This is a genomic window from Mesorhizobium sp. CA4 (assembly GCF_020165075.1).
GTDB lineage: Bacteria > Pseudomonadota > Alphaproteobacteria > Rhizobiales > Rhizobiaceae > Mesorhizobium.
This window is the reverse complement of the sequence record NZ_JAIUHK010000003.1, coordinates 67,111-86,031: the sequence shown is the minus strand read 5'-3', so window position 1 is coordinate 86,031 and position 18,921 is coordinate 67,111. Positions and strand designations below refer to the sequence as shown.

Here is an 18,921-nt window from a genome sequence, read left to right as displayed (position 1 = left end):
TCCAGCGGCGCCGGGCTGTCGGCGAGAGCGGGTACGGCGAAGAGGCCAAGCCTTGCTACGGCGCCGAGCCTTGCTACGGCGAAGTCGCCGAGCCTAACCGCTGCGCCCTTTCCTGGAATTGCTCTACTCCAGCGGCTTCAGATCCTGGACGATGGTCGGCAGCAACTCCGAGACGGTCGGGTGGATGTGCATGGCGCGCGCCAGCCTCGAGATCGGCGCCTTCGCGTACATGAGGTCGAGCACGCAGTGGATCGCCTCGTCGCCGCCTGGCCCAAGCACCGAGCAGCCGAGGATTTCGCCGGTATCGGCATCGGCCAGGATTTTCATGAAGCCTTGCGTCTCGCCCTTCTCGACCGCGCGGCCGACACGCGTCATCGGCCGCTGTCCGATCAGCGCGCGGCGGCCGGATTTCTTCACGGCGGCTTCCGTCATGCCGCAGCGTCCAAGCGGCGGGTCGATGTAGAGCGCATAGGCCTCGATGCGGTCGCTGACCTTGCGCGGATCATTATCGAGCAGATTGGCGGCGACGATCTCGAAGTCGTTGTAGGAGGTGTGGGTGAAGGCGCCCTTGCCGTTGCAGTCGCCCATCGCCCAGATGCCCGGCACATTCGTGCGCAACTGGTCGTCGACAATGATGTAGCCGCGCTGGTCGACCGCGACGCCGGCCTTGTCCAGGCCGAGATCGTCGGTGTTGGGCGTGCGCCCCAGCGCCAGCAGCACATGCGAGCCGACCGCCGGCGGCTTGCCGGCGGCGAAGGTGACGGCGATCCCATTGCCTTGCCTGACAAAGGCGATGTCGTCCGCGCCGACATGGACGGTGATGTCTTCGTTTTCGAGTATCGATTGGATGGCGGCGGAGGTGTCCTCATCCTCGCGGCCGGTCAGCCGCGGCGCCTTCTCGATCACCGTGACCTCGGAGCCGAAGCGGCGAAACATCTGCGCGAATTCCAGCGAGATGTAGCTGCCGCCGACGACGATCAGATGGCTGGGCAACACATCGAGATCCATGATCGAGGAATTGGTGAGATAGGGTATGTCGTTGACGCCGGGCAGATCGGGCACCGAGGCGCGGCCGCCGGTGTTGAGGAAAATCTTTGGCGCGGTGAGCAGCTCGTCGCCGACGCGCACCGTGTCGGCGGATTCGAAACGCGCATGGTCGAGATAAAGCGTGCAGCCCTTCATGCCGGCGATCCATTTTTCGAGATTGCCGCGGGCGTCGTTGGTGACCTTGTCCTTGCGCGCCTTGATGCCCTTGTAGTCCACGCCGACGGGGCCGGAGAGCGCGACGCCATAATCGGCAGCGCGGCGGGCGAGATGCGCGGCATAGGCGCTCGCCACCATCGCCTTGGTCGGCATGCAACCGGTGTTGACGCAGGTGCCGCCGATGAACTTGCGCTCGATCAGCGCAACCTTCATGCCGGCGGCCTCGAGGCGGCCGACCAGCGGCGGGCCGGCCTGGCCGGCGCCGATGACGATGGCGTCGAAGCTCTTTGCGCTCATGCGACGGCCGCCACGATGAGCAGCCCGCCGACGACGGCGACAGCATCCTCGATGAAGGCGGCGGGCTGATCCTTGCCGAAGGCGGCCGCGAGCCGGCCGCGTGCTTCGGCGCCGCCCAGCGTGCCGATCACCGCGCCGATCGCGCCGGCGACCAGGCCGCCGATGGTGGCGCCGGCGGTCGCGCCGATCACCGCGCCGCAGAAGGCGCCGACGACGATGCGCGTGCCGAACTGTGGCGGTACCTTGCGGCTCGGCGTTGACGGCAGTTGGTCGGCGATCAGCTCGACGATGGCCAGGATGGTGAAGCTGCCGACAGCAATCCAGTGGCCCATGAAGCTCGCCCAAGTATCTGTGACCGGCAGCCAGCCGAGATAAGAACCCCAGGCGACGGCGGCGGGCGCCGTCATGGCGCGCAGGCCGGCAATGACGCCTATCAGCAATGCAAGAATGTAAAGCATGATCGCCCCCCTCAAACGAGACCGTCGCATGGTCTCGCAACGGCAGGCTAGCACAAGCCGGGCGTTTGGCTACGGGGCTTTTGCCAGACGATCGATTATGCTTTGGCAGCAGACGAAAAATCTGGAGATGCCACCATGACGACAAGCGAACGCATAAAGATGGCGGCGGGCGAATGGTACACCTGCATCGACGATGAGCTGGAGGCGTTGCGCATCGCCGCGCGCGATGCGGTGTTCGAGCACAACAGCCTGCCGCCCCGGCAGCGCGGCGATATCGCTCCGGCCCTGCAGGCGCTGCTCGGTGGCGCGGGCGAGGGGGCGCGCATCGAGGCGCCGTTCCACTGCGCCTATGGCTTCAACCTGTTCCTTGGCGATGGCGTCTTCCTCAATGCTGGCTGCACCATCCTCGACACGGCGCCGGTGCGCATCGGCAAGGGGACGATGCTCGGGCCCAATGTGCAGATCTACTGCGCCGAGCATCATCGCGAAGCTGCGGGCCGGCTGGCCGGGCTGGAGATCGCAAAAGCCGTAACGATTGGCGACAATGCCTGGATCGGTGGCAGCGCGGTAATCCTCGCTGGCGTCAGCATAGGCGAGGGCGCCATCGTCGGCGCGGGCGCTGTGGTGACCCGCGACGTGCCGGCCAATGCGACCGTCGTCGGCAACCCGGCACGGGCCGTTACTAGAGGCTGAGTCCGTCTGGCGCCTTGGTGCTTCGGGAAAACTCGCGCCGGTACTGCCTCGGGGAGGTTCTGAGCCGCGCGGCAAAGTGCTGGCGCAGCGAGGTGGCGCTGCCGAAGCCAGCTTCGAAGGCGACGATGTCCATCGATTTGTCCGTCTGTTCCAGCAGCCTTTGCGCAAGTGCTACGCGTTGGTCGGCGAGCCAGTCGCCGAAGCTGGTGCCGGTGGTTTTCTGGAAACGGCGCGTGAAGGTGCGGCGGGTAAGGCCCGCTGCTTCAGCGACACTGTCCAGGCTGTGGACTTCGCCGAGCGATGCCCGCACTTCATCGAGGGTCTTGGCGAAGCGGTCGGCGTTCGGCGTCGGCGCTAGCGGGCGCTCGATGAACTGCGCCTGCCCGCCCTGCCGGTGCGGCGAGAGCACGACATGGCGGGCAAGCCGAAGGGCGGCCTCCGTGCCATAGTGAGCGCGCACGATGTGCAGACAGCAGTCGAGCCCGGCGGCGACGCCGGCCGAGGTGACGATGTCGCCCTCGTCCACATAGAGCACGTCGGCGTCGATCGCGATGTCAGGATGAAGCTTCCGCAACCGATCCGTATAGGCCCAGTGGGTCGTCGCCTTGCGCCCGGCAAGCAATCCGGCGCCGGCAATGGCGAAGGTGCCGAGGCACAAGCCCACGATCAAAGCGCCACGCCGATGCGCGCGTTGCAGAGCATCCTTGAACGGCGCGGCCAGGGGATCCTCGAGATCCTTCCAGCTCGGGATGATGACGATGTCGGCCTCCTCGAGCGCCGAAAGCCCATGTGGCACGACGATGCTCAGCCCGGCATCGGTATGAACGGGTCCCTTCTCCATCGCGCAGACGCGGAAGTCGAAGCGCGGCAGCCCAAGCTTGGTTCGATCGGCGCCGAACACCAGGCAAGGCACGGAGAGATGGAATGGACTGATACCGTCGAAAGCGACAGCGGCGATGATCGGGTTCTTCATGGCAGACATCGTTCCGTTGGAAGCCGAATGTCCCAATTCTTTCGATCGTTGTCAATCGGGACACTTTCTCGGCCTGAAACATCCGCCTAGCTTTGCGCCCTCAACCTGGTCGAAAGGAAAACCGCCATGTCAGCACCAGCCACCCAGCCGCGCCGCGCGTTAGTCGTCGTCGATGTCCAGAACGACTACAATGGCGGTAGTCTCGCCATCCAGCATCCGCCCTTCAACGAGACCGTCGCCAATGTTGCGCGCGCCATGGATGCCGCCGCGGCGGCCGGCATCAAGATCGTCGTCGTCAAGCAGATGGCGCCCGAGACTTCGCCGATCTTCGCCAAGGACAGCCATGGCGGCGAGTTGCATCCCGAGATCGCCAGGCGCGGCCGCGACCACTACATCGAAAAGACGCTGCCTTCGGCCTTCACCGGCACGGATCTTGAAGACTGGTTGCGCGCCAACGCCATCGATACGATCGCGGTTGTCGGCTACATGACGCACAATTGCGATCTGTCGACCATCATCCATGCGGTGCATATGGGCTTTGCGGTCGAGTTCCTTTCGGATGCCAGCGGCTCGGTGCCTTACGCCAACAGCGCCGGCTTTGCATCGGCCGAGGACATACACCGGGTGGTGAGCGTGGTTCTGCAGTCGCGCTTCGCCGCGGTGTTGAAGACCGCCGAGTGGGTCGATTGCCTGAAGACCGGGAGGCTGCCCGAGCGCGACACGATCTATGCATCGAACCAGCGGGCCTTGCAGCGAAACGCTGCCTAGCTCCGTTGAACTCCGGAATAGAAAGGGCGCCGCGATGAGACGGCGCCCTTGATCGTTTCCGGCCTGAAGGGTGTTTAGAACAGTCCTTCGATCTGGCCCTGCTCGTTGAGGAAGATCTTTTCCGAAGACGGGGACTTGGGAAGCCCCGGCATCGTCATGATCTCGCCGCAGATGATGACGACGAAGCCGGCGCCGGCCGAGAGCCGGACCTCGCGGATCGGCACCGTATGGCCGGTCGGCGCGCCGCGCAGGTTAGGGTCGGTCGAGAAGGAGTACTGGGTCTTGGCCATGCAGACCGGCAGGTTGCCGTAGCCGGCCTGTTCCCAGGCATGCAACTGGTCGCGGATCGACTTGTCGGCGATCGCCTCGTCGCCGCGGTAGATGCGCTTGACGATGGTGTTGACCTTGTCGAACAGCGGCATGTCGTCGGGATAGAGCGGCGAGAACTGAGAGGCGCCGGATTCGGCGATTTCGACGACCTTCCTGGCGAGGTCCTCAATGCCAGCCGAGCCTTGCGCCCAGTGCTTGCATAGGATCGCCTCGGCGCCCTGCGCCTTGACGAAATCCTTCATCGCCCGGATCTCGGCCTCGGTATCGGTGGTGAAGTGGTTGATCGCCACCACGGCCGGCACGCCGAACTGCTTCACATTTTCGATGTGGCGGCCGAGGTTGAGGCAGCCCTTCTTGACCGCATCGATGTTTTCCTTGCCGAGGTCTTCCTTCTTGACCCCGCCATTCATCTTCATGGCGCGCACCGTGGCGACGATGACGGCGGCAGCCGGCTGGAGCCCGGCCTTGCGGCACTTGATGTCGAAGAATTTTTCAGCACCCAGATCCGCGCCGAAGCCGGCCTCGGTGACGACATAGTCGGCAAGCTTCAACGCCGTCGTGGTGGCGACGACCGAATTGCAGCCATGCGCGATGTTGGCGAACGGGCCGCCATGCACGAAGGCAGGATTGTTCTCCAGCGTCTGCACCAGGTTGGGCTGGATGGCGTCCTTCAAAAGCACGGCCATGGCGCCGTCGGCCTTGAGGTCGCGGGCATAGACCGGCGACTTGTCGCGGCGGTAGGCGACGATGATGTCGCCGAGGCGCTTCTCGAGATCTTTGAGGTCGGTGGCGAGACACAGGATCGCCATCACTTCGGAAGCCACGGTGATGTCGAAGCCGGCCTCGCGCGGATAGCCGTTGGCGACGCCGCCCAACGAGCAGATGATTTCACGCAGCGCCCGGTCGTTCATGTCCATGACGCGGCGCCAGGCGACGCGGCGGGTATCGATGCCGAGCTCGTTGCCCCAGTAGATGTGGTTGTCGATCAGCGCCGAAAGGAGGTTGTGCGCCGTGGTGATGGCGTGGAAGTCACCGGTGAAGTGAAGGTTCATGTCGTCCATCGGCACGACCTGGGCCAGGCCGCCGCCTGCGGCGCCGCCCTTCATGCCGAAATTCGGGCCGAGCGAGGCTTCGCGGATGCAGATGATCGCCTTCTTGCCGATGCGGTTCAGGCCGTCGCCGAGACCAACCGTGGTGGTCGTCTTGCCTTCGCCGGCCGGGGTCGGGTTGATGGCGGTGACAAGGATCAGCTTGCCGTTCTTGTTGCCCTTCACCGACTTGATGAACTCGGCCGAGACCTTCGCCTTGTCGTGGCCATAGGGTAAGAGATGCTCGTTCGGGATGCCGATCTTGGCGCCGATCTCCTGGATCGGTTTCTTCCTGGCGCCGCGCGCGATCTCGATGTCGGACTTCACTTCGGCCATGACGGCTTTCCTCTGGATTGGACGGTGGAGGGTTTGATCATCTGTGCATGTTCGAAACGCCGCGCGGACGCAAGGGCAAGTTCTAACCCTGTCGCAGCCGCGGCGTCAACTTCCATGCAACTAAGTTTCCTGCAAAGAAAGTACTGCTGTTCCCGGTCCGACCCGTTCGGGTCTTCGGCCCCGGTCGCTTGCGGCGTATAGAAGCCAGAGCGAAGGCCGTTCCGCCGTCTCAAAACAGCCGCTGAATACGCGAAAAGCGACAGAGGCGACGGCGCAAATCCACCATCGCCGTCTTGGCTTAAGACGCCGCTATTGCGTCAGCACGTTGCTGATCTCGACCATGTTGGAGCGCACGCGCAGGATGTAGAAGCCCATCGTCGTCAGGTGCGTCGGCAACAGCCAGCCATCTTCGCGGCCGTTGGCGATGATGAAGGGCTGGATGCGCAGCGCCGAGACGAATTGCTGGTCCATCGTGTCCCACAGATTCTGCAGGTGCTTTTCCTTGATCACGTCCTCGAAGTCGGCCTGGGAGCCCTTCATCAGGCCGTAATAGGCGTAGAGCTGGCCATAGGCGAACCAGAAGCGGTCGTCGGCGCGAGTATCGAACCAGCCATTGTTGTGGTTTTCGGCGCGCTCCTTGAGGATGGCGGAGGTCGAGCCGATGTCGCTGGCGATGCGGTCGATATACTGTTTGAGATTGTCGGCGCGGGCGTCGAAGGTCGCCTGGCAAGTGGCGAGACGGGCGTTGAAGGAGCGCAGCTTGCGCACCGCGTCGCGATAATAGCTCGGCGTCGGCGTCTTGGGCCCGAACGGATTCAGGCCGAAATACCAGGTGTATTCGTCGAATTGCAGATTGCCGCGCGCGTCCTGCAGGTCGGCGTCGATCTGCGAGGTCGTGCGCACGCGGCCGAGATTGTCGGCAAGCTCGGTCGCGGTGCGCCGCACCGCCTGATTGATGCCGCGCTGGAAGGAGGCCTTGTTGTCCATCCACGGCGTGTTGTCCCAGTTGATGCCGAACAGGCCGAGCTTGTACAGGATCATCGACGAGACCCAGGCATTCTGATTGACGTTGAAATCCGTCAGATCGGCGGCGACCTGGGCGATCGCCGAGTTGCCGCAGGTCTTGGCCGTGTCGGTGCCGCTGCCGGCCGAAACCTGCTCGCCGGCGGAAACGCTGCGCTTCTCGAACGTGTAGGTGTCGGGATAGTTCGGGTTGAAATTGTTCCACCACTGGGTGGCGTAGAAGAAATTGGCGTAGAGGCCGATCAGCACTAGGAGGGCAAGGCCGACCACGGCTTTCAGTATCCAGCCACGCCGTCCGTACCAGCGGCCGACCCACATGAACGGCCACAGGATGACGCCGATGGCGAAGCCGATACCGCGACCAACCCATTGGAAGATCCGGGTGAAGAAGTTCACGATCGGGTCAAGCATGGCTCTCGTCACCCCCTTAGAGCATTTCATCGTTTCAAGGGAAATGGCGATCTGCCCTAACCCTTTGTTTTGGCGCAATTCCGAGCGGAAAACCGCCCACACTTTTCCTGGAATTGCTTTAGATCAGAATAACGTTTCGTTGAAACGTCATCCTGATCTAACTCTTTGTTGGAGCATGATTTCCCCCGAAAACCGGTTCCCACTTTTCGGAATCATGCTCTAGTCAGGCAAACCGTAAAGGCGCGCGCGGAACGCCACCTTGTCCTTCAAATATGTGGTTTTCAGAACGTCCACAACATGGCTTCGCCAGGCGTCGCTGAAGCCGTCATAATCCTTGTAGAAGCCGGGCTTGTTGAAGACGTAGCGCGAAACGAAGTCCTGCGGCACGAAGTCCGAGATCAGCTGGTTGGTTAGCCAGGCATCGGGGTGATCGGGCTTGGCGCGCACGACCAGGAAGCGCTGGCGCGGCGGCACGTCCTCGATCTTGAGATGGCCGAGTTGGGCGATCTCGCGCTTGGCGGCGTTGAGGAACGGGAAATTGCCGTCGCTGGCGATCAGGTCGGCATGGCCGAGGATCCAGGTCTGCAGCCAGACCTTGTCGACATCGGTCAGATTGCGATTGGGCTCGGCGTCGCGGATCAGCGCCCGCACGACCATTTCGGCCCGGTGCTCGAGATAGCCGGAAGTCTCGATCCAGGAGGCGCGCGGCAGGTCGAGGCGGCCGGTGGCGGCCAGGAAGCCGAACACCTTATCGGCATCGTTAATCGATAGATAGCTCACCTGCCAGGGCCGCGAGCGGCGGAAGCCGGGAGCGGCCGGGTCGCTGATCACCGTCGTCATATCGGGGTCGACGAAGACATAGAGGCCGCCGAAATGGCTGGTCCAGTAGGCGTTGTGGCGGAAGATCACCTGGTCCGGCACCAGCGCGTTCTCGCGGATGTCGCCGCAGACCTTCGCAAGATCGACCATGCGCTGGAGCATGGCATTGTCGCGCCAGGCGCCGGGCTCCTGCTTCAGCCGGTCGACCAGTTTGCCGAGTTCGGCCGCCTTGCCCAGCACGTCTTCGGCCGACAGCACCTTGAACTCGACCTGGTTGATCGACAGCAGGTCCTCGATGTCGTTGACCTTGGGGACCGAGTCCTCGATCTCGCCGTAGATGACGTCCTTGATGGTCAGCGCGTCGATGGCGCGCCGGTTCTTCGACATGAACTCGAACATCAGCTGCGAGGTGTTGGAGAAGGCGGTGTGCACCACCGGCAGGTCGATCTGCGACGGCGTCAGGATGATGAAGCGGCGGTTGACCTCGTTGGGATCGAGATAGTCATAGTCGCCGCACTCCTCGGCGATTTCGGGTGAGAAGCCGGTGCGGTCGATCTGGAAGCTCTTGAGCCTGGTCGGCTCGAGACCGAAAGCGGCAAGCGCCTTGTTGTAGCGCTGGATGAGATGCGGCTCGTCCACGGTCAGCAAGCGGCCGTAGATCAGGTCGTTGTCGCGCAGGAGGTCGGGGTTTTTCTTCACCTGTCCTTCTCCCCGTTTACGGGGAGAAGGTGCCGGGAGGGCGGATGAGGGGCGGCGCAGCCTTCCCTTCTCCCCCTGTGGGAGAAGGTGGCCGCGAAGCGGCCGGATGAGGGGTGCTCCAGGGAATGCCAGCGTCTCACTCCGCTGGAACACCCCTCATCCGTCTCGGCGCTATCGCGCCGATCCACCTTCTCCCACAAGGGGAGAAGGGGAAGGCGCAACTCACGCATTCCACGCCCCCTTCTTCTTCAACTCCTCCATTTCGCGCGCCGCGCGCTCGCGCAACCTGGCGTCGCGCAGGAGCTTTTCTACTGCTGCATCATCCGACTTGTCGGAATAGCGGAATTCGGAATCGGCGTAGCGGTTGATCTCCTGCATGACCATGTCCATCGAGAACGGCCCACGCAGTTCCTCGATCATCGCTTTCTTGTCGTCGTAGCTCTTGTGCATGAAGGCTTCCGGCTTCTCGAACCAGTCGTCCGGAAGCTCGATGTCCATGGCTCGCATTTTTATCGCGTCGGTGACGTTCTTGATGGCGCGGCCGGTGAAGCGCGGCTCGGCGTCCTTGATCATGTGCAGATAGGTGCCGACATCGGCCATAGTCTTCGGCGCGCCATTCTGCTTCATGTAGCGCTCATAGACCTTCATCAGCCCGTCTTCCTGCGGCTTCTCGTGCTCTTCATAGGCCTCGGCCACGGCGCGCTGGATCTCCTGCGCGGCATAGAGCTCGTGGTCCCCGAGCGGAATCTTGTGGTTCTTGCCGGCGAGCAGCACGAAGATGTCGATATAGTCGTCGCGCGTCTGCGGGCCGTCGACCAGCCAGCGTGCGCCGGCGCGCTGGCGCAGCGCGTCGTCGACATTTTCCGGATAGTTGGAGAACATGCCGAAGGAGCAGTTGCCGCGGACCACCGTCGAGGCGCCGGCGAAAGCGTCCATCAGGACGCCGGTGATTTCCTGCTGGCCGGCCGAAGCACGGTCGTCGGAGCGGCGCGCCGCCACCTGATCGATGTCGTCGATGGTGCCGAAGCCGATGACGCGCGGATTGAGCACATTGTTGATGAACTGGCGGCAGTTCTGGCCCGACTTGCCCTGATAGGACGAGATCTGGTCGACGCCGAAATTCTCATAGGCGAACGGATAGCTGGCGACCTGGCAGTAGCCATTGACGAGGCCGGCAATCATCTGGATCAGCGTCGTCTTGCCGGTGCCCGGCGCTCCGTCGCCGATGAAGGTGAACAGGAAGCCGCCGAGCTCGACGAAGGGGTTCAGCTCGCGCTCGAAGTCGTAGGCCATCAGCATCTTGGCCAATTTGATCGACTGATATTTGGCGATGTGGTTGCCGACGACTTCCTCCGGCTTCTTGAAGGTCATCACCGGCGGCTTGGCGCGTTTGCCGGGCGCAACGTCGAAGCCGTCGAGGGTGAAATCGTCGACATCGATGCGGATATGGGCGTTCTCGAACGGGCCAATACCGTCGAAGCGGCCTTTTCGCGCCAGAAGCCCGTCGATGGCGAGGCGGGCAAAGGCCCGCGCCCGCGTCGTCAGGTCGGCGTCATCCTTCGAGCCGACGATCGCCTTGTCGAGACCGGCGACGATCGACTTCACCGCGTCCTGCGGCGTGTCGAACAGGAAGTCGGGCTCGGGGATGTCGTTCGGCGCCTCACCGTCGCTGTCGATCAGCTGGAACAAATAAGAGGCGAAACTGAAGGCGGAGACGTAAGCCGAAGCCGACAGAAGCTTCTTGAAGGTGGCTGCCTCGTCGCCTTCCAGCGGCGCACGCACGTTTTTCGCCTGCAGGCTTTCGAGATCGGAGCCCTCGGCGAAGACGTCGGATATGGCGAGCGCGATCGCCAGGCCGCGCCGGGCGCGGTAGAGCAGCGTGTGCTGCGGGATCGTCATCAACTGGTCGTCGGGATGGATCGCGGCAACGCTCTTGGTGAGCTCGACCTCGCGCGTGCGCCGCACCGAGCCGACCGACACGGTCGAGACGAAGCGGCGGTTGGTGCCGGCAAGCGCCGTGCCGGATTCGCGCGAAGGGTCCTCCAGCACGATGATGCGGGTGATGAAGCTCTGCGCGGTCGCGCGGTGCTTGTCGATTGCCGTTTCCGAGATCGTTGTCAGGCCGGTGTCCATGAAGGATGCTCCGCGGTTTGACGGTCAGACGTCGCTGATGACCTGCCCGTTGGACAGGATGTGGACCTGGTAGCCGGAAAAGATCTTCTGCGCTTCGCCGGCGGCATAGAGCGCCTGGTAGGCCTCGTGCGGGATCAGTGCATGGTTCTCGTAGCTCGACACGCCCTGGCGCGCCGCTTCGAGATCGTCGGTGTTGATGAAGAATTCCTGCGTGGTCTTCTCGCTGGAGAACAGGCCCTTGCGTCCGGGCTTCTCGCTCTTGGAAAAGACTTCCTGGATGGTCCAGGTGAGCAGCCAGGCGTTGTCCGGCTTGCGCACCTTGGCCAGCACCTCGGCCACGGTCGAATTGTTGTCGGTGATGCCGGCCGAATAAAAGGGGCCGAGCACGACGCGCCGCAGCTGCTTGGGGTGCAGCGGCTCGAAATCCTTGTCGAGATTGACGGCGATCGTCGCCGGCGAGAGCGTATAGGCCGAGTTCTTCTCGGTGAAATCGTCGAAGCGGTGCGCAAGCTCCGGGTTGAGCAGGCCGTCGACAGGAAGCGGGATATCGACCTTCTCGTTCAGCTTGCCGTTCACGTCGACCAGCTGGCGCACCATGCTTTCGGAGGAATCCTCCACCGTCACCATATAGACCAGCGGCAGGTTGGCGCTGCCGTCGAACGTTGCCCAGTGGACGAGATAATAGGGCCGCATGGTCTTGGGGTTGACCGAGACCTTGGCCGTCTGCGCCAGGGTGAAGGGACCGAAAGTCGCCTCGCTCTTGACATCCTCCAGATACAGCCGCTCGGCCATCGACTTCTGCAGCGCTTCGGGAAACTCCTTGTGGCGCAGGATGAAATCGGCCATCTCCTCGCGCAGCTCGCCGGCCTGCGGGATGTTGGCCAGGCGGGCATCCGCCTGCTGACGGTCGTTTTCCAATTCGAGCAGGTTCTGGAACATCGGATAGCCGCTCTCGGCGCGCGAGATGCGGAAGGTGTCCATGAAGCCGAGCCGGTTGCGCCAGCAGGCAAAGGACTTGTCCAGCCGCGCGATATATTCGGCGACGATCCTGGCGACGATGCCGTGCCGGTAAAGCGGCGAGTGATCGTCACGCATGAACACTTCCAGCCCGCTCAGCGCCGCCGTGATGGCGGAGAAATAGCGTGCCGCCGCGTCGTTCTCAGGTGTCATGGGACTGCCGTGGAAATGAAGTCAGCGCCCTACGACTGCACGTAGTTTGCCGAATTGTGCTTCTTCATCACATCGTCGAAGCGACGGGCGAAAGCATCGTCGGCAAGCTTCTTGCGGCGCTGGATGTCGGCTGAAGCCACCATGTTCTTCTCATGCATCTCCAGCAGGTCACCGATGTGCTTTTGCGAGGCGGCGCCGATGCCGGCCATCGTCTCCTCGGCCGTGTTGTCGACCTGGCTGCCCAGCGTGTTGATCTTGTGGGCGACGTCTTGCTGGGCAGCGGTCTTCAGCGAATCTTCCAGCGCCTTGTAAAGGACGATGCGCTGCTCGGTGTCGATGGTCAGCTTGTTGATCAGCGTCGACTGCGCGGCGATCTGGTTGTTGAGCGAATCGACGAAAGTCTGGAACATCGAAGTGTAGCGCTCCAGCGTCTGGCTTTCGGCCAGCAGCTCCTGCTCCTTGGCCTGCTTTTCGTTGTATTCGGTCGCCATCTTCGAGCGCTCGCCCTCAAGCTCGGTGCGCTCCTTCTGGGTCGTGGAAGACGCGATCTTGTTTTCGATGTCGAGCAGCAGAGGGTTCAATTCCTCGATGCGCTTCTGCACCGCTTCGAGGTTGGACATGGTCGTCTTGCGGCGCTCGATCACCTGCGACAGGCTGGCTTCGGAGGTCTTGTAGCGCTGGTCGAGGATCTGCTTCTGCGCCTTCAAGATGCCGACGATAGTATCCGACTTCGCCAAAAGCTCCTGCAGATTGCCGGCCAGCGACATGTTGCGGACGCGGTCGGTGCGCATGCGCTGCTTGCGCTGCGCCGAAAAGACGCCGACGAAGTTTTCCCAGCCGGTGTAGTTCTTCATGCTTTCGAATTCGGCGCCGAAGACGTTGGTGGCGTCCTCGAGTCCGATGATCAGGTCGGCGATGTTGCCTTCCATGACCTTCTGCTGCTTGAGCACGTCCTCGATGCGGGCGTTCTCGATGTCGAAATTGGCGTCGCCGATCTTCTTGTCGGCCTGGGCGAGCGTGTCGAGCACCGTGCCGGACTGCTCGATCTTGGTGCGCATGTCCTGCACGACCTGCTTGGTCTTGGCAATTTCGGCATCGAAATTCTGCAATGTCGCCATTGGGGCCTCCCGCTTGGGCATCCGTTTCCGTGTCGTGGCGGCGAATATATGTGGGGCTTCAAGGGATTGAAAGAAGGAAGACAAGGAGGGACGTCAAAACAAAAGAACTGGTTAGGTCCTTGAAAGACAAGGCAAGCATGCGCATGGCGGCCAGTAATGCCCGCCACCGTCGAACAGCTTCGCCTTATATGCCTAAGTTATTGTTTTCACGGACGGCCAAGGCGACGAAACAGCGCCGGCAAATCTCTTGCGCTACCCGTCGACCGGCAGCCTTCCGGCTCAGCGGCTGACAAAACCGATGAAGTCGTCGGGCGCTGCCCGGCCCATCTCCTCTTCCCAATGGCGACGGCAGAGCGAGACATAGACGTCCTTGCCGATCGCCACCTGCTCGCCCTGCCTCGCCACCTTGCCGTCGGGTCCCAGGCGCACCACCATCGTCGCCTTGCGGCCGCAACGGCAGATGGTGCGCACCTCGCGCAGGTCGTCGGCGATGGCAAGCAGCGCCCGCGAGCCGGGGAACAGATTGCCCTGGAAGTCGGTGCGCAGGCCGTAGCACATGACCGGAATGCCCAGACGGTCGGCAATGCGGGCGAGCTGCCAGACCTGCTCCTCCTCGAGGAACTGCGCCTCGTCGACGAAGACGCAATGCACCGGGGCATGCCGGTGATGCTCGGCGACCCTGGCATAAAGATCGTCGCCGTCACGGAACATCTCGGCCTCGGATTCGAGACCGATGCGCGAAGAGATCAACCCCCTGTCGCCCTTGCGATAGTGGCCGGCGACGAACAGCATCGTCGCCATGCCGCGTTCGCGATAATTGTAGGACGCCTGCAAAAGCATGGTGGTCTTGCCGGCGTTCATCGTCGCGTAGTGGAAGTAAAGCTTTGCCATGCCGTCCTTCTAAGCTCACATGTCGGCGCACGGGGAGGGGGCCCGGGGCTCCGTCCACCAAAAACTCCCTGCCGTCTAAAACTCGATGTCGTTCAAAAGCCTGTCATGTCGCTTAATGACCAGCGCGCGCCGTTCGTCGTGATGTTGAAGCGCTTGAAACAGCTTCAAAATGGTGTTTGGCTGACGAAACAAGGCGGGCGCAAGAACCGTGACTTCGCTTTGCCTCAGAGTTCCAATGGGAGAAAAGTTTATGTCGCGTATGAAATCATTCGTCGCAGGCCTCGGCCTGGCGGCGCTTCTGTCCACGACTGCCGCTTATGCCGGCGATCCGGCGAGCTGCAAGGCGGTCCGGCTCTCCGACGTCGGCTGGACCGACATCCAGGCCACCACGGGCCTGGCTTCGGTGCTGCTCACCGCGCTCGGCTATGAGCCCCAGGTGATACAGCTTTCGGTGCCGGTGACCTATGCGTCGTTGAAGAACAAGGACCTCGACGTCTTCCTCGGTAACTGGATGCCCTCGATGACCAACGACATCAAGGACTATACCGCCGACGGCTCGGTCGAGACCGTCAGCCAGAACCTCGCCGGCGCCGGCTACGGCATCGTCGTGCCGACCTATGTCGCGGATGCCGGCGTCAAGACGCTGACCGATCTCGGCAAGTTCAAGGACAAGTTCAACGGCAAGATCTATGGCATCGAGGCCGGCAATGACGGCAACCGCATCATCCTCGACATGATCAAGAACCCGGCCGACAACCTTGCCGGCTTCGAACTGGTCGAATCCTCGGAAGCCGGCATGCTGACGCAGGCCGAGCAGTCGATGAAGAACAATGAATGGATCGCCTTCCTCGGCTGGACGCCGCATCCGGTGATGGGCGCCATGAAGATCACCTATCTCGGCGGCATGGGCGACAGCGGCTTCGGCGCCGCCACCGTCTCGACCAATGTCCGCAAGGGCTACATGACCGAGTGCCCGAATGCCGGCAAGTTCATCGCCAATTTGAAGTTCAATCTCGACATGGAAGGCGAGATGATGGACGCCATCCTCAAGGGCGGCGACCCGCAGACGGTCGCCACCGACTGGCTGAAGAAGCATCCGGATGCGGTGACGCCGTGGATCGCCGGCGTCACCACCTTCGATGGCGGCGACGCGGCCGCGGCCGTCAAGACCGCGCTCGGGGGCTGATCCGCTTGGGACCGGCATGATTTCCGGAAAAGGGCAGCCCTTGAAGAGGCTGCCCTTTTTCATATGCCTGGAGACGTGAGAGGATGACCGCGCGGCAAGCGCGGCGAAGCCGAGAGGGGAAAGATGGATCCGATTTCTAAATTCCTGACCGACTACAAAATTCCGATCGGGCCATGGGGCAAGGCTTTCTTCGGTTTCCTGACCGACAATTTCGACACCATCTTCCGCGCATTTTCAAACGGTCTGAATTTCATCCTGGATGGAGCAGTGAGCCTCCTGCTCATGGTGCCGCCGGTTTTTTTGGCCCTGGTCATCGCGATCATCGCCTGGCTCTTGCAGCGTTCGCGGCCGCTCGCCATCGGCGTTTTCCTCGGCCTGATCTTCATCATCAACCAGAATCTGTGGAAGCAGACGGTGCAGACGCTGGTGCTGGTGGTTGCCGCCGCCGCCATGGCGATGGCGATCGGCGTGCCGCTCGGTATCTGGGCCGCGCACAAGCCGAAGGTCTACCGCGTCATGCTGCCGGTGCTCGACCTGATGCAGACGCTGCCGACCTTCGTCTACCTGATACCGGTGCTCACCCTGTTCGGGCTCGGCAATGCGCCCGGCCTCATCGTCACCATCATCTTCGTCATCCCGACGGCCGTTCGGCTCACCCATCTCGGCGTCGTTTCGGTGCCCAAGGCAATCATCGAGGCGGGCGAGGCGTTCGGCGCCACCAAGCGCCAGCTTCTGTGGAAGGTGGAGCTGCCTTCGGCGTTGCCGACCATCATGGCGGGTCTGACGCAGTCGATCATGCTGTCGCTCTCGATGGTGGTGTTCGCCGCCCTGATCGGCGCAGGCGGCCTCGGCACGGAAATCAACCGGGCGCTCGGCTCGCGCCGCATCGATCTCGGGCTTGAGGCGGGCCTCGCGATCGTCGTGCTCGCCATCGTGCTCGACCGCATGACCCGCATCGGCGTTGGAGGTAAGAAATGACCGTCGCGGTTGATTTCAAGAATGTAGACATCGTCTTCGGCGCCGATCAGGCCGGTTCGCTGGCGCTGATCGATCAGGGCGCCACCCGTGCCGAGATCCTCGAAAAGACCGGCAATGTGCTCGGATGCGCCGACGCCAGCCTCACCGTGCACGAAGGCGAGATCTCGGTGTTGATGGGCCTGTCCGGTTCCGGCAAGTCGACGCTGCTGCGGGCCGTCAACCGGCTCAACGTCGTGTCGCGCGGCCAGGTGCTGGTCAAGGACGGCGACCGCATCGTCGATGTCGTCACCTGCGATGAGCCGACCTTGCGGCGGCTGCGGCAGAAGCAGGTGGCCATGGTGTTCCAGCAGTTCGGCCTGTTGCCGTGGCGCACGGTCGAGGAAAATGTCGGCTTCGGCCTTGAGCTTGCCGGCGTGCCGGAAGCCGAGCGCAAGGCGCGGGTGCAGAAGCAGCTGCAGCTTGTCCACCTCGACCAGTGGTCGAAGAAATATGCGCATGAGCTTTCCGGCGGCATGCAGCAGCGCGTCGGTCTCGCCCGGGCCTTTGCCACCGAGGCGCCGATCCTTTTGATGGACGAGCCGTTCTCGGCGCTGGACCCGCTGATCCGCACCAAGCTGCAGGACGAATTGCTGCAGTTGCAGGCGGAACTCAAGAAGACCATCATCTTCGTCAGCCACGACCTCGAGGAAGCGCTGAAGATCGGCAGCCACATCACGATCATGGAGGGCGGTCGCATCGTCCAGACCGGCGCGCCGGAAGACATCGTGCTCAGGCCCGCCAACGACTATGTCCGCGACTTCATTGCCAATGTGAATCCGCTGTCGGTGCTGACGGCGTGGAACGTGATGCGGGACCGCCGCGACCTGGAGCAGGGCGACAATGGCTGGGTGTGGCTCGACCGGCGCAAGACGACGCGCTTCAAGATCGACGAGCATGGCCTTGTGGCGGCAGCCGAACGCGATGGCAAGCCGGCGGTGTGGGTCTCCTGTGCCGATGTCGAGCGCCAGCCGGAAGAAGGGGCGCAGGTGTTCTGGGCCAATCCCGGCACGCCGCTGAAGACGGTGATGCTCGCCATGCACCGCTCGCAGACGGCTCCGGTGGCGCTGTTCGACGAGGGCTCGCGTTTCGTCGGCGCGATCGGCATCCGCGATGTGCTGAGCGCTGTGCTGCGGCGATAGGGTTTCAGCCTTTTTGACGGGCGTGTGCCGCTGGCGGGCACCTCGCGCTTGTTCTAGACTGGCCGGCAGCCGAACAACCGGCGTCAGGCGAAAGAGGCACGAATGATCTTCCGTCAGCTCTTCGATTCCGTTTCGGGTACCTACTCCTATCTGCTCGCCAGCCGGCGCGGCGGCGAGGCGTTGATCATCGATCCGGTGCTGGAAAAGGTCGAACGCTATCTGCAGCTCGTTAATGAGCTCGACCTCAGGCTGGTCAAAGCGGTGGACACGCACCTCCATGCCGACCATATCACTGGCCTCGGCGCGCTGCGCGACAAGACGCATTGCGTGACCGTCATGGGCGAGCAGACCAAGGCCGATGTGGTGTCGATGCGGCTTGCCGACGGCGACAAGCTCGGTATCGAAGGGCTGGCGCTCGACGTCATCTACACGCCCGGCCATACCGACGATTCCTACAGCTTTGTCCTGCCCGACCGGGTCTTCACCGGCGACACACTGCTCATTCGCGGCACCGGCCGCACCGACTTCCAGAACGGCGATCCGCGCCAGCAATATGAATCGATCTTCGGCCGCCTGCTTAAGCTGCCCGATGAGACGCTGATCTTCCCGGCACATGACTATAAGGGCGAGACCGTGTCGACGATCGGCGAGGAAAAGGCCTTCAACCCGCGCCTGCAGGTGAAGTCGGTCGACGAGTATGTGAACATCATGAACAATCTCAATTTGTCCAACCCGAAAATGATGGATGTGGCCGTGCCGGCCAATATGCGGGTCGGTCTGCATCAGGACGACATCGCCAGCCGCGGCTGGGCGGTGAGCGCGGAGCAGGCGCTGGCGCTGGTCGGACGGCCCGACGTGGCGCTGATCGACCTGCGCGAGCAGTCCGAACGCGAGCGCCACGGCGTCATTCCCGGCGCGATCCATCTGCCCTATGCGCGGCTGCAGGAAAACATCGCCGCCGGCGGCATGCTGCATGAGCTGGCGAAGTCGACCAGCAAACAGATCCTGTTCTATTGCGCCTTCGGTGAGCGTTCGGCGATGGCGGTGCAAGCAGCGCAGGATGTCGGGATTGCCAGCGCCCGCCATATCCAGGGCGGCATCGACGCCTGGCGGAAGGCCAGCGGCCCGCTGATGCACTGAGGTGTGTTGATATTCAGGTAATGCCGGCC

At 62.9% G+C, this 18,921-nt stretch carries 16 protein-coding genes; 6 read left to right on the top strand and 10 right to left on the bottom strand.

All coding sequences use genetic code 11. The features are described from left to right. Window positions 1–123: 123 nt before the first annotated feature. Both LB528_RS03435 and LB528_RS03430 read right to left on the bottom strand, forming a co-directional pair. Window positions 124–1,500, bottom strand: coding sequence for an FAD-containing oxidoreductase (locus LB528_RS03435; RefSeq protein WP_224713844.1), 1,377 nt, complete (start codon window positions 1,498–1,500; stop codon window positions 124–126). Continuing rightward, entirely contained in the window at window positions 1,497–1,958 is a 462-nt protein-coding gene (locus tag LB528_RS03430; RefSeq protein ID WP_224518606.1) for a DUF4126 domain-containing protein, read from the bottom strand. The genes LB528_RS03435 and LB528_RS03430 overlap by 4 nt, the downstream gene beginning before the upstream one ends. A gap of 135 nt (window positions 1,959–2,093) precedes the next feature. On the opposite strand from LB528_RS03430, the gene LB528_RS03425 reads away from it, so the two are divergent. Next, the gene (locus tag LB528_RS03425; RefSeq protein WP_224518607.1) at window positions 2,094–2,651 is read left to right on the top strand and encodes a sugar O-acetyltransferase; all 558 of its coding nucleotides are present in this window, start codon (window positions 2,094–2,096) and stop codon (window positions 2,649–2,651) included. On the opposite strand, the gene LB528_RS30145 is transcribed toward LB528_RS03425, so the two are convergent. After that, entirely contained in the window at window positions 2,641–3,624 is a 984-nt protein-coding gene (locus LB528_RS30145; RefSeq protein ID WP_263487010.1) for a helix-turn-helix domain-containing protein, read from the bottom strand. The genes LB528_RS03425 and LB528_RS30145 overlap by 11 nt on opposite strands. 126 nt (window positions 3,625–3,750) lie before the next feature. On the opposite strand from LB528_RS30145, the gene LB528_RS03405 reads away from it, so the two are divergent. Continuing rightward, window positions 3,751–4,392 (top strand): cysteine hydrolase family protein, encoded by a 642-nt coding sequence (locus LB528_RS03405; RefSeq protein WP_224713843.1) that lies wholly within the window; start codon window positions 3,751–3,753, stop codon window positions 4,390–4,392. Between the two features lie 74 nt (window positions 4,393–4,466). Here LB528_RS03405 and LB528_RS03400 read toward each other — a convergent pair whose 3' ends face one another. From LB528_RS03400 to LB528_RS03370, 7 genes are all read right to left on the bottom strand, one after another. After that, window positions 4,467–6,146 (bottom strand): formate--tetrahydrofolate ligase, encoded by a 1,680-nt coding sequence (locus LB528_RS03400; protein WP_224713842.1) that lies wholly within the window; start codon window positions 6,144–6,146, stop codon window positions 4,467–4,469. Between the two features lie 309 nt (window positions 6,147–6,455). After that, window positions 6,456–7,580, bottom strand: coding sequence for a DUF2333 family protein (locus LB528_RS03395; RefSeq protein ID WP_224713841.1), 1,125 nt, complete (start codon window positions 7,578–7,580; stop codon window positions 6,456–6,458). 219 nt (window positions 7,581–7,799) lie between these two features. After that, entirely contained in the window at window positions 7,800–9,098 is a 1,299-nt protein-coding gene (locus LB528_RS03390) for a DUF6638 family protein (protein ID WP_224713840.1), read from the bottom strand. Window positions 9,099–9,320: 222 nt separating this feature from the next. Then, window positions 9,321–11,231 (bottom strand): ATP-binding protein, encoded by a 1,911-nt coding sequence (locus LB528_RS03385; RefSeq protein ID WP_224713839.1) that lies wholly within the window; start codon window positions 11,229–11,231, stop codon window positions 9,321–9,323. 24 nt (window positions 11,232–11,255) lie between these two features. Next, on the bottom strand, window positions 11,256–12,401 hold the full coding sequence (locus tag LB528_RS03380) for a hypothetical protein (protein WP_224713838.1): 1,146 nt from the start codon (window positions 12,399–12,401) through the stop codon (window positions 11,256–11,258). Window positions 12,402–12,430: 29 nt separating this feature from the next. Further along, window positions 12,431–13,519, bottom strand: coding sequence for a hypothetical protein (locus tag LB528_RS03375; RefSeq protein ID WP_224516759.1), 1,089 nt, complete (start codon window positions 13,517–13,519; stop codon window positions 12,431–12,433). A gap of 279 nt (window positions 13,520–13,798) precedes the next feature. Continuing rightward, window positions 13,799–14,410, bottom strand: a complete 612-nt coding sequence (locus tag LB528_RS03370; protein WP_224516758.1) for a thymidine kinase — start codon at window positions 14,408–14,410, stop codon at window positions 13,799–13,801. Between the two features lie 250 nt (window positions 14,411–14,660). Here LB528_RS03370 and LB528_RS03365 point away from each other — a divergent pair, with 250 nt between their 5' ends. The 4 genes from LB528_RS03365 to LB528_RS03350 all read left to right on the top strand — a co-directional run bounded on the left by LB528_RS03365 (window position 14,661) and on the right by LB528_RS03350 (window position 18,892). Further along, window positions 14,661–15,596, top strand: a complete 936-nt coding sequence (locus LB528_RS03365; RefSeq protein ID WP_224516757.1) for a choline ABC transporter substrate-binding protein — start codon at window positions 14,661–14,663, stop codon at window positions 15,594–15,596. 123 nt (window positions 15,597–15,719) lie between these two features. Then, window positions 15,720–16,574: a choline ABC transporter permease subunit gene (gene choW / locus LB528_RS03360; RefSeq protein WP_224516756.1), complete on the top strand. Its 855-nt coding sequence runs from the start codon at window positions 15,720–15,722 to the stop codon at window positions 16,572–16,574. Then, a complete protein-coding gene (choV, locus tag LB528_RS03355; RefSeq protein WP_224713837.1) occupies window positions 16,571–17,752 on the top strand; it encodes a choline ABC transporter ATP-binding protein in 1,182 nt (393 codons plus the stop codon). Before choW ends, choV begins: the two co-directional genes overlap by 4 nt. Window positions 17,753–17,854: 102 nt before the next feature. Continuing rightward, window positions 17,855–18,892, top strand: coding sequence for an MBL fold metallo-hydrolase (locus LB528_RS03350; protein ID WP_224516754.1), 1,038 nt, complete (start codon window positions 17,855–17,857; stop codon window positions 18,890–18,892). The last annotated feature ends 29 nt before the right edge of the window (window positions 18,893–18,921 follow it).